Raw genomic sequence first — 13,753 nt, 5'->3', positions numbered from 1 at the left:
GATCCGGGTGACACCCCACCATCCCAGCATACGAAGCGTTCACCGGCTCATCGTCGCGCCGCCTCAGCGGAGCAGCAGGGGTGCCACCACGATCGCGAGGAAGTCCAGCAGGAAGTGCATCACCATCGGCGCCACCAGACTGTGCCGCCAGACGTACACGGCGGCGAGGGCCAGACCGGTCGCACCCACGGTCAGGACTCCCGCGCTGCCTTCGTATCCGTGCCCGACGGAGAAGATCACGGAGGACAGCAGCACCGCCAACGTACGGCTGCGGAGGACACCGGCGATCCGCAGGATCAGGTACCCGCGGAAGACCGTCTCCTCGGCGACGGCGACCACCGCGACCAGCGCCACGGCGAGGAGCAGCTGTCCGACCCCGGGTGCGGGCTGCAAGCTCGCGCTGGACGGCCGCGGCCCGGACAGGCCCGCGCCACGCAGGACGGCGTCCAGAATTTGCGCCCCGACCAGGACCGGCACCGTCAGGGCGACCCCCCAGGCGACCTCCCGCCAGGCGGCACGGCCGGTCCAGCCGATGACCGCGACCGGTTGCCGGGCACGGGCGAGCAGCAGCAGGATCAACGCGACGAGGCCCGCGTCGCGCGCGATCGTCGCACTGGCCAGCAGGGTGAACGGCACGGCGGCCTGCCCGGCCGCGAAGTACGACAGCACCAGCGGCGGCACGAGCAGCAGCAGGAACACGCCCAACTCCGCCAGTTCCTGCCGGCGGGACAGGATGCCGGCGAAGGCCCGATCGTCCATCGGCGCTCCACCTACTTCGCGCTACCTCGTGCTACCTCCCACACAGCCGGACACGAACCCCGGCAACGTCACCGGGCCCGGGCCACCCCGGAAGGTGGCCTCAGGCCGGCTCGACGGTGGCGCTACATGCCGGATGGCGATGGCGTCGCGCCCGGCGACGGCTGCATGCCGGTGTGCTCGTGCAACCGGATGATCCGGGCGGTGTAGGTCTCGCTGGTGCCGGTGCCGCTGGTGGTGCCGGCGATGGTGATCTTCGTGCCGGTCGTCAGGGCGCCGGGCTGCAGGGTGTGCCGATGCTCGACGACCCGCAGGTTGTCGCCCATGGTCCACGTCCTGGTCCATCCGTCGGCCGACTTCACGGTGACCGACGACGCCGAGACGGCGGTGAGCGTGCCGTTCTGCATTGCCACGTTCACCTGTCCCTGCTTGGTATGGACGACACCCTCGCCGTGCTCGACGTCCCTGAGCATGCCCGCGTGCCGGTGACCCTGCGCGCAGGCCGTCGAGCCCGGGCTCGGCGCCACGGTCTCCGTGCCGCCGCCCGGGGCCGCCGGGCTGGGTTGGGCGCCCGCCATTGCCGGCACGCCCATCGCGCCGACTCCGGCGAGCACAGCAGTGCTGAGTGCGAGTCCGATCCGATGGAATTTCATGGCCCCTCCTCACTTGGACCAAGGCTGCCGATACCACCGCCGGACCGGCGACAAACCCGCTGCCGGCAGATCACAGACAACTCCCAGCCGCGTCGGTACGTCGCCCAGCCGGGAGACGTGCGCTGGAGGCGGTTACCGCTGGGCGAAGAGGCAGGCGGTGCACGATGTTCAGCTCCCTCAGCCGGGAACGGATCGCGCTCGCGGCGGCGATCTTCGGGCCGCTGGCCGTCGCCGGAGTCCTGATCCCCTTCCGCACCGCGATCTCCGGCGCGAACATGGCGCTGGTCCTGGTGGTGGCTGTCGTTGCGGTGGCCGCCATCGGCAACCGCCTGGCCGGCGCGCTGGCGGCCTTGTCCGCCGCGGTGTGGTTCGACTACTTCCTGACCGAGCCGTACGAGCGGTTCACCATCGCCGCGAACACCGACGTCCTCACGGCGATCCTCCTGCTCGTCGTCGGCCTGGCGGTGTCGCAGCTGGCCGCGCGGGCCCATCGCCTGCACCTCATCACCGTCACCGACGCCGACCAGCTGTCCTGGATTCACCGGACGACGCAGCTGGTCCAGTCCGGCGCCGCCCCCAACCAGGTCGTCAACCAGGTCCGCCCCGAGCTGGTCGACCTGATGCACTTGCGCGGATGCCGATTCGAGGAGGGACTCCTGCTCGGCCGTCCACCGCGGCTCGAACCCGACGGCAGCATCACACCGAAACCCGTTCACTCGTCGTCGCACGCAGGCGAGCTACCGGATGCGGACGTCGAACTCAGGGTCTGCGCGGACGGCGTGTACTACGGGCGGTTCATGCTCACCCCCACCCCTGGCCACGCCGTGCCGCTCCAGGCCCGGCTCGTCGCGGTCACCCTCGCCGACCAGGTCGCCGAGGCATTCGACGCCGTACACACCAGCAGGCCCGATCGCCGAACCTGACCGGAGCGGTGAGCCCGTACGAACGGCGAGGCGCTCACAGCCAGCCGGCGTCGCGGGCGATGCGGGCGGCGTCGATGCGGTTGTGGGCGCCCACCTTGCTGATGGCGTTCGACAGGTAGTTGCGCACGGTCGCGCCGGACAGCGAGAGACGCCGGGCGATCTGGTCGGTCGGCAGGCCGCTCTCCGACTCCCGCAGCATGTCCGCCTCCCGTGATCGCACTGCACGAACGGGCGGAAGCCGACAGTAAGAGGGCTGGCCCTGTAGGACCAGCCCTCCTACTTGAAGCGGTGTGCTTACCCGGTGAACGTGGCGGTGATCTGGGTGAACTGCCAGTTGTTCTGGGCGATGCCGCTGCAGTTGGAGACGACGCCGCCGCCGGGGCAGGGGCGGTCGCGGTTGACGGACCAGAAGGCGAGCCGGGCGAGGTGCTTGGACTGGGCCCAGTCGCGGATCTGCTGCCAGTACGCGACCGACGTCAGTTCCTGCTGGTCGGACAGGCCGTTCATGCCAGAGATGCCCATGTGCCGGTAGGCCTGGTCGTCGGTCCAGCCGAACGCGGTCTTGAGCATGGTTTTGAGGCCTTCGGAGGCGCTGACGGTGCTGTTGTACATGTTGGCGCCGCCGCCGAAGTCGAACGGCATGATGGTGAAGACGTCGATGTTGGCGCCGGTGGACGCGGCCCGGTTGATGAGCTGCTGGGCGTAGTAGCCGGGGCCGGTGGTGGCGGTGCCGAACGTGATGATGGTCTTCAGGTTCGGGTTGTTCTGCTTGACGATCTTGAGGGCGTCGACGATCCGGTTGCGGACGGTGTCGTTCTCGAACTCGTCGGTGTTCTCGATGTCGATGTCGATGGCTTTGAGGTTGTACGTGTTGATGACGGTCTGGTAGGCGGCGGCCAGTGCCTGTGGGGTGGAGCAGTTCGGGCCGAGTTTGTTGCCGCTCCAGCCGCCGAAGGACGGGATGACGTCGCCGCCGCCGGCGCGGACCTGGTTGATGACGGTCTGGTCGACGCCGCCGGTGAGGGGGCGGCTGCCGTCCCAGGCGGGGGTGCAGCCGCCGCCGGACAGGACGAACGCGAGGGTGAACCAGCGGATGCCGGTGGCGGACTGGATCGTCTGCGGGTTCGGCGGGTCGCCCCACTGGTAGAGGTAGGGGGCGGCCTGCATGCCGGACGGGGTGGTGGTGCCGCCGGTGGTGGTGGCGGTGATGCTGTTGGACGCCGCGGACTCGCCGACGTTGTTGTAGGCCTTCACGGTGTACGTGTGGGTGGAGCCGGCGGTCAGCCCGGACACGGTGGTGGAGGTGCCGGTGACGGTGGCCCGCACGGTGCTGCCCTCGTAGACGCGGTAGCCGGTGACGGTGCCGGTCGAGGCGTTCCAGGCGAGGGTGAAGCTGGTGTTCGTGGTCGCGGTCACCCGGAAGTTACCGGGAGCAGACGGCGTGCCGGCCGGCGTGGTCGGCGGGGGAGTGGTCGGGCCGCCGCCTCCGGTGCACGTGCCGAGGTCTGTCCACAGCGACGGCGTGGTGGACGGGGTCCAGCCGGTCCCGGGGTAGGCGGTGTGGGTCTGCAGCGCCCGGTACGTGTGGCCCTGGTACGTGACCTGGGTGCCGACTGTGTAGGTGTTGCCTTCAGCCCAGACCGGGGCGGTGCAGGCGGCCTGGACGGCGGCGCTGCCGGCCTGTGCCTGGAGCGTGGGGACGAGCACGATTGCCGTCATGACGGTGGCGGCCATGCCCGCTGCCAGTGCGAACTTACGACGTTGAGAGCTCATTGGACTCCTCGCCATCGATGGATCGATGGCGAGGAAACTATCAGTTAACACTGTTAAATGTAAGAGGCGGTTACTTTCCTGCTTGCTCATCCGTACGTCAGGTGGGTGACAGGCCGGCGTCGGCGAAGATGTGCCGGGCCAGGGCGGAGCCGAGGAACGCCACGAACGCGTCAGCGCCGACCGTGTTGGGGCCGGTCGAGACCTTGATGGCGGTGTACTGGTCGGCTATGAGCAGCGCCTGGGAGAAGTCGAGGGCACGCAGGTCGTTGCCGGACGCGACGACGTCGGTGCGGTAGACGAGCGCGGCGTCGGCGGCACCCGAGCGGACCCGTGTCAGCGCGGTGGCCGGGTCCGGATCGACGGAGACGGGGCGCACGTCGACGGCGGCGGCCGTGAGCGCGGCGCGGCTCACCCGGCCGCACGGAGTGGTCTCGGCGCACAACGCCACCCGCCTGCCGGGAAGGTCGGCGAGACCGGCGATCCCGGCGCTCGGCGCGACGGCGATGACGATCGGGTCGCGGGCGACGACGGCGGGCTCACCGCGGGCGTGCCCGGCCGTGACCTGGGTGGTGGCGACCGCGTCCGCGGACACGAACACGTCGACCGGCGCGCCGGCGAGGATGTGCCCGGCGTGCTCGGAGCCGCGGCCGTACTCCACCGCGACCCGGACACCCGGGAATGCCTCCTCGAACTTCGGCACGAGCTGCGTCAGCGTGGCGCGCAACTCGTCGGCGGCGTGCACGACGACCGTCCCGCCCGGCGCGCCGGATCCCACCGGTCCGCCGGCGGCGTGCTGGTGGTCGCTACCGGCGGAGGCCGGCGCCGCGGCGGGCGCAGGTCCGGAATTGGGCGACGGGCCGGAACACGCCGCCAGGCCGAGACCGGCGACAACCGCGGCCACCGCGACAACGGCCACGACGTTCTGGCTGCGCAGGTTCATCGGCGAGGGCTCCGCTCGATCGGGTGCTCGGAACCGTCCGGCCCGGGATGCCCCGGGCCGGACGGCCTGTTCTTCATCAGTACGTGTGCCGGATCAGCAGGCGCCGTTGTCCTGCCAGACGCCCCACTCCCCGGTGGTGCCCGGCTCCTCGCCCTGGGTCCACCAGCGCGCGGTGTACTTGCGACTCTTGTGCGAGACGGTCATGCCGCCGGTGTAGACGGCCGAGGCGCTCCACGCCGCGCCGCAGTCGCCGGTCGGCGGCGGGGGCGGGGTGGTGCCACCGCCGCCACCACCGCTACCCACGTTGACGTCGACGCAGGCGTAGAACGCCATCGCCGTGTCGTAGATGTTCCAGACGGCGAGGATCTTGTGCCGTCCGCTGGGCAGCCCGGTGACGTTGTGGTTGACGATCTGCGGCGGCTGCGCGTTGCCGTTCGTGAACGTCTGGTGCAGGTTGCCGTCGACGTAGTACTGCCAGTTGAGCGTGCGGTGCATGGCGGTGTTGCGCCAGGTGAACGTCTGCGAGCTGCTGATGTTCGTGACGCGCCAGCCCTTGTTGTCCTGGTCGAGCACCGTGTAGCTGCTCCCGCCGCTGCAGTTGCGGGAGCCCTTGGGCGCCTCGACGCTCTGCGGTTCGTACTGGATGGAGCCGCAGTTCGCGACGACACCGGTGGCGCACTGGTCCTGGCGGCTCGGTGGGCTGGTGACCCAGCCGTGAGCGCTGGCCGGCGTGGCCGAGAGGATCACGGTGAACAGCGGGGCGGTGAGGAGGGCGGCCGCCAGGACCGCCAGTCTTCTTCGGAGGGTCATGTTGCTCCTTCGGCAGACGTGAGTCATCCGTTGACGACCGGTCCGCCCACCGGCGTCGACCTTCCCATCAGGGAACGTCAATCAGTTAAGTTTGTCAACAGTTAACCGTCGCCGGTCCACGCCACGTTGCCGGCGCGTCCACGATCAGGTCGGCTCCTCGGTGGGCGGTGCCGGAGGCTGCCATGCGCGGCGTTCTTCGCTCGGACGGCCGAGCGGGGTGGTGCGTTCACCGCTGGGGGTCGCAAGCCACCCAGTGCCGGCGGCGGAGCCTCAGTCCCACCAGAATGACCAGATGGGCGCATCGATGAGTCGGCTGGCGTAGGTGGTGAAGTCCGGTGCGCTGCCCTGCCAGACGTTGTCGGGACAGAACGCGAAGTGCTCCGCCGCGATGGTGAGGGCGGCGGCGTGGTCGGTCGGTGGAGCTGCGACGCTCAGGTACAGCTCGGCGAACCCGACGCCGATGACGCGTGTGGCGAACCGGTGTTCCCAGGAGCGCAGTACGGCCGAGAGCTTCGCCGTGTCGTTGTCGTAGTTCGCCGGGCCTTGCCATCCGGCTGCGGTGATGGAGTCGGTGCCACGGGCGGTGGCGACCAGGCCGAGCCGCAGCCCGGGGTTGCCGGCCAGCATGACGCTCACGCACTCGTCGGCGTGCAGGTCAGGATCGTCGCCGACCGGTTGCGGCGCGGCGAGACCCGGCCAGCGCTGCCCGTATGGAGCGGTGACGGCGAGACGCTCGGCCGGCGACAGGTTGTCACTGTCGTCGATGCTGGTGTGGTCGGCCCACCAGCCGGCCATCAAGGCCTGCGCGTCCCACGCGCCGGGGTCGGACATGTCGGCCGGCCACAGCTCGCCGTCGTCCCACGGGCGGGCGGTGTCACCGCGGAGGTGGTCGAGCAGCAGTGGCCACAGGCCGGACTTCTCATGCGCGGCACGTAACGCGGTCCACAACTGCCTTGTGGCGGGACCGTCGCTGACCCACATGGTCGGCTGATCGTCTTCGCCCTCGTTGCCGTGCACCAGGCGGCCCTCGGGGAGTACGACGCCCGCAGCGGCGAGCGCATCAGGAAGGGCCGCCAGCAGACGGGGCAGTTCGGAAGATCCAGACATGCCAGGGAGCATAGGCACCCGGAGATCGGCGTCCGCCGCGGCAACCTGCACGGGTCACCGCCAGGTTGTAGTCCGGCGTTGTCAACGCCGCATTGGTCCTGCGGTTGATGTCGTGGTTAGGTCAGCACTGGGAAACGCGGCGCAGTTGCGCTGGACCATGTCGCCGTACCGTCCACATTGGATGACGGTGCGGCAGAAGCCCTCCTGCGGCGCGTGCCCGTCGACGCCGCGATGTTCGAGCTGACCGGAGACGGCGACGGCCGGCGGTTCGTGGCGGGAGCCGGTCGGCGGCATGGTGCCGGTGGTCGAACAGCGCCTATACAATGCAAATCACCTGAATCAACCAGCGACTATGGCTGAGGTGGATCTGCTGCGTACCCGGGTAGCCACAGGCGCGGCGGTCCCGGCCGGACCCGCTCTCGGTGACCCGGGCGCGTGCCGGTGAGCGAGCAGGTCGCGGGTGGACGGATCGACGTCTCCGTCCTGGGCCCCGTGCAGCTCCGCCGGGACGGTGTCCTGGTCCCGCTGGGGCCGCAGCTCACCACGCTGCTCGCCATCCTGCTGCTGGAGCTGGGCAAGCCGGTGCCGAGCCGGCGGCTGGCGACGCTGCTGGCCGGCGACGACGTGTCGGACGCCGCGCGGGCCACCCTCCGCAGCCACGTCGCCCACCTGCGGCGCGCCCTCGAACCCGGTGAGCGGGGGCAGCGCGGCAAGGGGCTCATCGCCACGGCCGGCCACGGGACCGCGGCGGGGTACCGGCTGGACCTGGAGCCGGCGTGCGTCGACGCCGTCCGGTTCGAGGAGTCGGTCCGGGAGAGCCGCCGGCTGCTGGCGCTCGGCGACGCCGAGCAGACCGACCGGGCCGTCGCGGTCCTGCGTACCGCGCTCGACGACTGGCACGGCGAGCCGTACGCCGACCTCGCCGACAGACCCTTCGCGTTGGTCGAGATCGCCCGCCTGAGAGCAGTGCACCGTGCGGCACTGCTCGCCTACGCGGAGGCGGTCAACGAGTCGGGGCGGCACGCCGAGGCGATCGGCGACCTGATCGGCGCGGTGGCCGCCGACCCGTACGACGAGGGCCTGCGCTGCATGCTCGCCCTCACCCTGTACCGCGACGGCCGGACCGACGAGGCGGCGGAGGTGTGCCGGCACGGTCTGGCGCTGCTGGGTGGCCGGGGCATCGACGCGCCGGAGCTGCACCGCCTGCAGCGCGACATCCTGCGGCGGGAGGTGCGGCAACCGGCAGGCGGGCCGGCCGGCCGGTCCTCGGTGCCCCGGATGCTGCCGCCGGACCTGCCGCGTTTCGTCGGCCGGGCGCAGGAACTGTCCACCGCGGAGGACCGGCTGGTCGGCCGCGACGAGCCGCGGTCGGCGGTGCTGCTGGTCCTCGGTCCGGCCGGGGTCGGCAAGACGAGTGCGAGTCTGCGGCTGGCCCACCGGCTGGCCCCACGGTTCCCCGACGGGCAGCTCTACGCCAACCTCCGCGGCTTCGACGCCAGTGCCGCGGCGCTGGCGCCGACCGAGGTGCTGCGCGTCTTCCTCGAGGCGCTCGGCGTGGCACCGGAGCAGATCCCGGCCAACCTCAACGCGCAGATGGCCAGGTACCAGGCCCACCTGCGGGACCGCCGGATCCTGATCGTCCTCGACAACGCTCACGACGCCGACCAGGTCCGGCCGCTGCTTCCCGCCTCGACCACGTGCGTGACGGTGGTGACCAGCCGGAACCGGATGTCGTCCCTGATCGCCGTCGACGGCGCCCACCCGCTCACGCTGGGCCTGCTGGACGAGGAGGAGGCCGGCCAGCTGGTCGGCGACCGGATCGGCGCCGACCGCGCCGGGAAGGAACCCGAGGCCGTCTCCGAGATCGCCCAGCTCTGTGCGGGACTCCCGCTGGCCCTGTCCATCGCGGCCGCCAGGGCCGCCGCCAACCCCCAGTTCACCCTCCAGGCCCTCGCCGATGACCTGGCCGGGGCCGGCGTGCTGGACCGGCTCGCCGACAGCGACTCGTCGGTGGACGTCCGCGCCGTGTTCTCCTGGTCCTACCGGGCGCTGACCCCGGCGGCGGCCCGGCTGTTCCGGCTGCTCGGCCTGCATCCCGGCCCGGAGTTCACCGCCGCCTCGGCGGCCAGTGTGGCCGGGGTGGGCCGGCGCGCGGCCAACGCCCTGCTCGCCGAGCTGACCGGTGCCCACCTGACCGGGGAACGGGTGCCGGGCCGGTACGTCATGCACGATCTGCTCCGGGCGTACGCGGGTGAACTGAGCGAGGCCGAGCCCGAGCGGGATGCCGCACGGCGCAGGATGCTGGACCATTACCTGCATTCCGCCGTCGCGGGGGACAGGGCGCTGATGCCGCACCGGCAACCGGTGGCGATGGCCGCACCGGAGGAGGGCGTGACGCCCGAGGACATCGCGGAGGTCGACCCCCTCGCCTGGTTCACCGCGGAGCACCAGATGCTGATCGCCATGGTCGGTTGCGCCGCCCAGGCCGGTCTCGACCGGCACGCCTGGCAGCTGGCCTGGGCGACGGCGACGTACCTCGGCCGGGGCAGCTACTGGCACGACGTGCTGACCACCCAGTCCCTGGCCCTGTCGGCGGCGACCCGCCTCGATGACCGGCCGGCGCAGGCCCAGTGCCGCAGGGAGCTCTCCCACGCGCTCGCCGGGCTCGGGCGGCCGGAACAGGCGCGGTTCCAGCTTCACCGGGCGCTGACCGACCTCGCCGATGCCGCGGATCCGAACGGCCAGGCGTACATCCACCTGAGCCTCGGCTGGCTGTGTGAGCTGCAGGGGGACCGGCGGGCGGCGGCACACCACGACCAGGTCGCGCTCGACCTGTTCACGCGGGGCGGAGACCGCGGCGGGCAGGCCCGGGCACTGAACGCGGTCGGTTGGGATCTCGCGCAGGTCGGCGACTACCGGCAGGCCATCGGATACTGCCGGCAGGCGCTGTCCCTGCACGCCGAACTGGGCGACGACGCCGGGGCCGTGAACACCTGGGACACCCTCGGCTACGCCTACCAGCACCTGGGCGAGTACATCATCGCCGTCGAATGCTACGAGCAGGCACTGGGCCTGAACGTCGGGCACCGCTTCAAGGAAGCCGAGGCCCTGGCGCATCTCGGTGACTGCCACCACGCCCTGGGTGACATGACGGCCGCCGCGGTCAGTTGGGGACGGGCGTACGCGATCATGACCGAGCTGCGCACCGACGGCGCCGAGGCCGTGCGGGCCAAGCTGGAGCTGTGCGGCACCCGGACCAGGCTGGCGGCCGCCGGTCAGGTCGAGGGCGAGCGACGGGCGTTGAGCACCGCGCCCAGCACCCGCGCGCCGGAGAAGTAGCCCATCCGCCGCGAGTCGAAGCTCGAGCCCGGATTGTCGCCCAGGAGCACGACCATGCCCGGCGGCACCCGCTCCCCGGCCAGCGCCGGCACCCGGTCTCGGGGCACCGGATCGCCGGGCACCGCCGCCACCCTCTTGATCAGCCACCGGCGCCGGCCCACCTCGTCCGCCGGGGCGCCGTCGGGCAGCAGCGGCAAGTGCCACGTGCCGTCGAGGGACGGGTACTCCACGACCACCACCTGTCCCACGGCCGGCGTGCCGCCCCGCCGGACCAGCACCCGGTCGCCGTCGCGGTACGTCGGCTCCATGCTGGCGCCGTGCACGGTCACCGCGACGAGACGACGTGCCAGGCACCGTCCGAGCAGGACCGCGCCGGCCAGGGCCGCCGACACCCCGTAGATCAGCATCCACACGATCATCTCGCCTCCGTCGTCAGCGCGCCCTCGGCGTGTTCGCCGTAGCCGGACGCCTGCAGGTCGAACAGCCTGCGGTAGGTGCCGCCGGCCGCCATCAGGGAATCGTGCGTGCCTCGCTCCGTCACGCCGCCGTCGGCGATGACGACGATCAGGTCGGCGTCGCGGAGGGCGCCCAGCCGGTGCGAGATCAGCACGCTGGTGCGGCCCGCGCGGTACCGCAGCAGGCGGTGATGGATCTCGTGCTCGGCCGCGGCGTCCAGCCCGGCCGAGGGCTCGTCGAGGATCAGCAGGTCCGGCCGGTCCCGCAGGAAGGCGCGGGCGAGCGCCAGCCGTTGCCACTGGCCACCCGAGAGGACCACGCCGGTGGTCGGGTCCTGCTTGTCCGCTTCCTGGTAGAAGATCCGGGACAGCAGGGTGTCATACCCGTGCGGCAGCGCGGTCAGCACGTCGTGGACGCCGGCGGCACGGGCGGCGGCGGTGATCCGCTCCCGGTCAGGTAGGGCGGTGAGATCACCCAGCGCGATGTTCTCCGCCGCGGTCAGGTCGTAGTGCATGTAGTCCTGGAAGACGGCGCCGATGCGGCGCCGCAGCTGGACCGGGTCGACCTCGCGGATGTCCACCCCGTCCCAGAGCACCTGGCCACGGCTGGGGTCGTGGAACCGGCACAACAGCTTGACCAGCGTCGACTTGCCGGCGCCGTTGAGCCCGACGACCGCGAGGGTGGCGCCGGCCGGGATCCACAGGTTCACCCCACGCAGGACCCACGGCGTCCCGGCGGAGTACCGGAACCACACGTCCCGCAGCTCGATGCCCCGCCGCAGCTGATCGACCGGCGGTGCGTCGGAGGTGACGGGCAGGTCGGGCGGGCTCGTCGTCACCGCCACGTAGTGGTCGAACATCAGCAACGCGTGGTGCGCGCGGGCGATCTCCGCGGCCAGTGAGGCCAGCGCGTTCTGTACACCGGCGACCGCTGCGACGAAGACGGTGACGTCACCGACCGTGATCCGGCCGGCCGCCGCGGCGCGGACCGCCCACAGCAGGCCGACGCCGGCGACGACCGCGGCCACGAGCGCCAGGCTGACCTGCGCCACCAGCTCGCGGCGGTCGTTGAGGTGCTTGGCCCGGTTGACCGTCCGGCGGTCGGCCAGCATCCGGGCCCGCAGGTGGCCGCCGGTGCCGAACAGCCGCACCTCCTTCGCCGCCGCGGCGGTGGAGAGCAGCTGGCTGTAGAAGAACTCGCGGCGCTCCGCCGGCCCGATCCGCCACTGCATCCCGGCCCGGTAGCGGGCGAGCAGCATCTCGGTCGTGAGCATCGGCACCGCCGACGCCAGCACCAGCACGGCCAGCATCGGGCTGAACAGGTAGAGCGACCCGAGGAAGCCGGTGACGGTGACCGCCGTCCGGGCGGTGCCCAGCACACCGTCCACGACCTGGCTCGGGGTGCTGCCACCGGTCTGCTGGGCGAGCCGGAGCCGGTCCAGGAACTGGGGGTCCTCGAACCGGTCGAGGCCGACGAAACGGTCGACCGCCGTGAACAGCCGTTCCTGCGCGAGCAGGCCGACCGACCGGTCCAGCTCCGCCCGCAGGAACTGGGTGAGCTGCGGCGCCGATCCCGCCACCATGCCGGCGACGGCGAGCGCCACCCCGAGCTGGGTCAGGGTCCTCGGCGCCGCGTCGCCGGCGAGCCCGTCCAGGATTCCCTTGGTCAGCCACGCCATCAGTACGGGCAGCGCACCGGCGCCGAGCGTGAGCACGACGTACCCCAGCAGGGTCACCGGGGCGGCGCGGCCGACGAGCAGGCAGGCCGTGCGGATCCGCCGTGCCGACCGCGCCGGTGGCGGCGCCTCGACGCCGCCCCGCCGTGTCCGCCACCCGGTCATGCCGGGGCCGGCGCCGTCTGCTTGATCCGGACCACCCGGCCGGCGTCGTCCGGGCCTACCCACATCATGGTGGGGTAGGTGAAGGCCCGGAACGCGTTGCTGAGGGGACCGCCCTTCGGCTCGACCACGACCCGCGCCACCGCGGCGAGCCGCTCGGCGAACCCGTCGGCGTCGCCGGCTCCGTCGGCGACGACGGCGAGCACCTGATCCCGGCCGCCGGGCACCCGCCGGGCGTGCTCGACGAGTTCGGGCAGCTTCTCCCGGCAGGAGTCGCAGGACGTGGAGACGAAGGCCACGAAGGTCTCCCCACGCAGCAGCTCGCGGCGTACCGGCACGCCATCGGTGTCGACCGCGGCGAAGTCGCCCACCGGGTCGGCGATGCCCAGCTCGGCGGAGGGCCCGGCATCGTTGGACAGCAGCGCCGTGTGCTCCCGCAGACGCTTGAGCACACCGAACGTGAGCAGGAAGTTCACCGTGCTGAGCAGGCCAACGACCAGAACGGCCGCGACAAGAACGGTCATCTGTTGCTCCTAAACGTAGTGGTGAGTCGCGGATCGTGCTCGACCCCGCGGAACACGGCCGCCAGGTCGTCGAATCTGGTGGCCAGGAAGCCCAGCAGCAGGCCGGCGAAGCCGGCGAGCAGCAGCCCCGCCGGCCGGAGGGAGCCGGATGGTGACGCAGCCGCCGCGAACGCCGCGGCGGCTCCCCCCGTCGCCAGACCGGTGAGCAGTATGTTGCGGACGACGTGCCGGCGGCCGAGCCGCTCGGTGGAGGCGCCGAAGCAGCGGCAGGTGCTCGCGGTCCCCCGTCGTACCGCGACCGCCACCCCCACCGTGAAGACGCCCAGCAGCAGGGCCGCACCGACCAGCGCGAGGCCGGGGACGAGCCCCGTGGGCACCGCCAGCGCCGCGCACAGCACGCCCTCCGCCACCACCAGGACGATCGCGGCCGGCCGGACCAGGCGTCGCGGCAGCAGGCCGACGCCGCGCAGGGAGGCGACGAACGCGGGGAACGCGCCCCGTCCCCACAACTTGCCGACCGAGGACGCCAGGAACACCAGCCCGATCGCGCAGCGCACGGTGATGGCCAGATAGTGCATCGGAGATCCCTTCGCTTCGACTCGTAGGCGCCCGGCCGCCCCGGCCGAGGCCCGACC

At 71.9% G+C, this 13,753-nt stretch carries 13 protein-coding genes; 2 read left to right on the top strand and 11 right to left on the bottom strand.

Going from position 1 to position 13,753, the window contains the following annotated elements; genetic code table 11:
• Positions 1-63 precede the first annotated feature (63 nt).
• Positions 64-759: a CPBP family intramembrane glutamic endopeptidase gene (locus ACQEVZ_RS00770; RefSeq protein WP_433359817.1), complete on the bottom strand. Its 696-nt coding sequence runs from the start codon at positions 757-759 to the stop codon at positions 64-66.
• Between the two features lie 122 nt (positions 760-881).
• The gene (locus ACQEVZ_RS00765; RefSeq protein WP_433359814.1) at positions 882-1,409 is read right to left on the bottom strand and encodes a hypothetical protein; all 528 of its coding nucleotides are present in this window, start codon (positions 1,407-1,409) and stop codon (positions 882-884) included.
• A gap of 164 nt (positions 1,410-1,573) precedes the next feature.
• Here ACQEVZ_RS00765 and ACQEVZ_RS00760 point away from each other — a divergent pair, with 164 nt between their 5' ends.
• Positions 1,574-2,332, top strand: a complete 759-nt coding sequence (locus tag ACQEVZ_RS00760; protein ID WP_433359811.1) for a DUF4118 domain-containing protein — start codon at positions 1,574-1,576, stop codon at positions 2,330-2,332.
• Positions 2,333-2,366: 34 nt separating this feature from the next.
• Here ACQEVZ_RS00760 and ACQEVZ_RS00755 read toward each other — a convergent pair whose 3' ends face one another.
• From ACQEVZ_RS00755 to ACQEVZ_RS00735, 5 genes are all read right to left on the bottom strand, one after another.
• Positions 2,367-2,552 (bottom strand): response regulator transcription factor, encoded by a 186-nt coding sequence (locus ACQEVZ_RS00755; protein ID WP_433359808.1) that lies wholly within the window; start codon positions 2,550-2,552, stop codon positions 2,367-2,369.
• 74 nt (positions 2,553-2,626) lie between these two features.
• Positions 2,627-4,066 carry a carbohydrate-binding protein gene (locus ACQEVZ_RS00750; protein WP_433359805.1) on the bottom strand — a complete coding sequence of 480 codons (1,440 nt, stop codon included), beginning with the start codon at positions 4,064-4,066 and terminating at the stop codon, positions 2,627-2,629.
• Between the two features lie 136 nt (positions 4,067-4,202).
• Positions 4,203-5,045, bottom strand: a complete 843-nt coding sequence (gene modA, locus ACQEVZ_RS00745) for a molybdate ABC transporter substrate-binding protein (protein WP_433359802.1) — start codon at positions 5,043-5,045, stop codon at positions 4,203-4,205.
• 93 nt (positions 5,046-5,138) lie between these two features.
• On the bottom strand, positions 5,139-5,855 hold the full coding sequence (locus ACQEVZ_RS00740; RefSeq protein ID WP_433359799.1) for a lytic polysaccharide monooxygenase: 717 nt from the start codon (positions 5,853-5,855) through the stop codon (positions 5,139-5,141).
• 270 nt (positions 5,856-6,125) lie between these two features.
• Entirely contained in the window at positions 6,126-6,962 is an 837-nt protein-coding gene (locus tag ACQEVZ_RS00735) for a DUF4253 domain-containing protein (RefSeq protein WP_433359796.1), read from the bottom strand.
• Positions 6,963-7,403: 441 nt separating this feature from the next.
• Here ACQEVZ_RS00735 and ACQEVZ_RS00730 point away from each other — a divergent pair, with 441 nt between their 5' ends.
• A complete protein-coding gene (locus ACQEVZ_RS00730; protein ID WP_433359793.1) occupies positions 7,404-10,301 on the top strand; it encodes an AfsR/SARP family transcriptional regulator in 2,898 nt (965 codons plus the stop codon).
• Here the strand turns inward: ACQEVZ_RS00730 and ACQEVZ_RS00725 are convergent.
• From ACQEVZ_RS00725 to ACQEVZ_RS00710, 4 genes are read right to left on the bottom strand one after another with little or no spacing between them, the layout of a single operon-like run.
• Entirely contained in the window at positions 10,238-10,720 is a 483-nt protein-coding gene (locus ACQEVZ_RS00725) for a S26 family signal peptidase (RefSeq protein WP_433359790.1), read from the bottom strand. The two genes, ACQEVZ_RS00730 and ACQEVZ_RS00725, sit on opposite strands and share 64 nt — an antisense overlap.
• Positions 10,717-12,597 (bottom strand): ABC transporter ATP-binding protein, encoded by a 1,881-nt coding sequence (locus tag ACQEVZ_RS00720; RefSeq protein WP_433359787.1) that lies wholly within the window; start codon positions 12,595-12,597, stop codon positions 10,717-10,719. Before ACQEVZ_RS00720 ends, ACQEVZ_RS00725 begins: the two co-directional genes overlap by 4 nt.
• Positions 12,594-13,118, bottom strand: coding sequence for a hypothetical protein (locus ACQEVZ_RS00715; RefSeq protein WP_433359784.1), 525 nt, complete (start codon positions 13,116-13,118; stop codon positions 12,594-12,596). Before ACQEVZ_RS00715 ends, ACQEVZ_RS00720 begins: the two co-directional genes overlap by 4 nt.
• Positions 13,115-13,696 carry a MauE/DoxX family redox-associated membrane protein gene (locus tag ACQEVZ_RS00710; RefSeq protein WP_433359781.1) on the bottom strand — a complete coding sequence of 194 codons (582 nt, stop codon included), beginning with the start codon at positions 13,694-13,696 and terminating at the stop codon, positions 13,115-13,117. Before ACQEVZ_RS00710 ends, ACQEVZ_RS00715 begins: the two co-directional genes overlap by 4 nt.
• Positions 13,697-13,753 lie beyond the last annotated feature (57 nt).

It is taken from the genome of Dactylosporangium sp. CA-152071, assembly GCF_050936335.1.
GTDB classification, from domain to species: domain Bacteria; phylum Actinomycetota; class Actinomycetes; order Mycobacteriales; family Micromonosporaceae; genus Dactylosporangium; species Dactylosporangium maewongense.
This window is presented reverse-complemented; position numbering and strand designations above follow the sequence as displayed.

Bases quoted from the DNA above. Each gene is read 5' to 3' on its own strand.
- ACQEVZ_RS00740 (WP_433359799.1), bottom strand. From the start codon at position 5,855: ATGACCCTCCGAAGAAGACTGGCGGTCCTGGCGGCCGCCCTCCTCACC.
- ACQEVZ_RS00750 (WP_433359805.1), bottom strand. From the start codon at position 4,066: ATGGCCGCCACCGTCATGACGGCAATCGTGCTCGTCCCCACGCTCCAG.
- ACQEVZ_RS00760 (WP_433359811.1), top strand. From the start codon at position 1,574: ATGTTCAGCTCCCTCAGCCGGGAACGGATCGCGCTCGCGGCGGCGATC.
- ACQEVZ_RS00715 (WP_433359784.1), bottom strand. From the start codon at position 13,118: ATGACCGTTCTTGTCGCGGCCGTTCTGGTCGTTGGCCTGCTCAGCACG.
- ACQEVZ_RS00770 (WP_433359817.1), bottom strand. From the start codon at position 759: ATGGACGATCGGGCCTTCGCCGGCATCCTGTCCCGCCGGCAGGAACTG.
- ACQEVZ_RS00720 (WP_433359787.1), bottom strand. From the start codon at position 12,597: ATGACCGGGTGGCGGACACGGCGGGGCGGCGTCGAGGCGCCGCCACCG.
- ACQEVZ_RS00765 (WP_433359814.1), bottom strand. From the start codon at position 1,409: ATGAAATTCCATCGGATCGGACTCGCACTCAGCACTGCTGTGCTCGCC.
- ACQEVZ_RS00725 (WP_433359790.1), bottom strand. From the start codon at position 10,720: ATGATCGTGTGGATGCTGATCTACGGGGTGTCGGCGGCCCTGGCCGGC.
- ACQEVZ_RS00710 (WP_433359781.1), bottom strand. From the start codon at position 13,696: ATGCACTATCTGGCCATCACCGTGCGCTGCGCGATCGGGCTGGTGTTC.
- ACQEVZ_RS00735 (WP_433359796.1), bottom strand. From the start codon at position 6,962: ATGTCTGGATCTTCCGAACTGCCCCGTCTGCTGGCGGCCCTTCCTGAT.
- modA (WP_433359802.1), bottom strand. From the start codon at position 5,045: ATGAACCTGCGCAGCCAGAACGTCGTGGCCGTTGTCGCGGTGGCCGCG.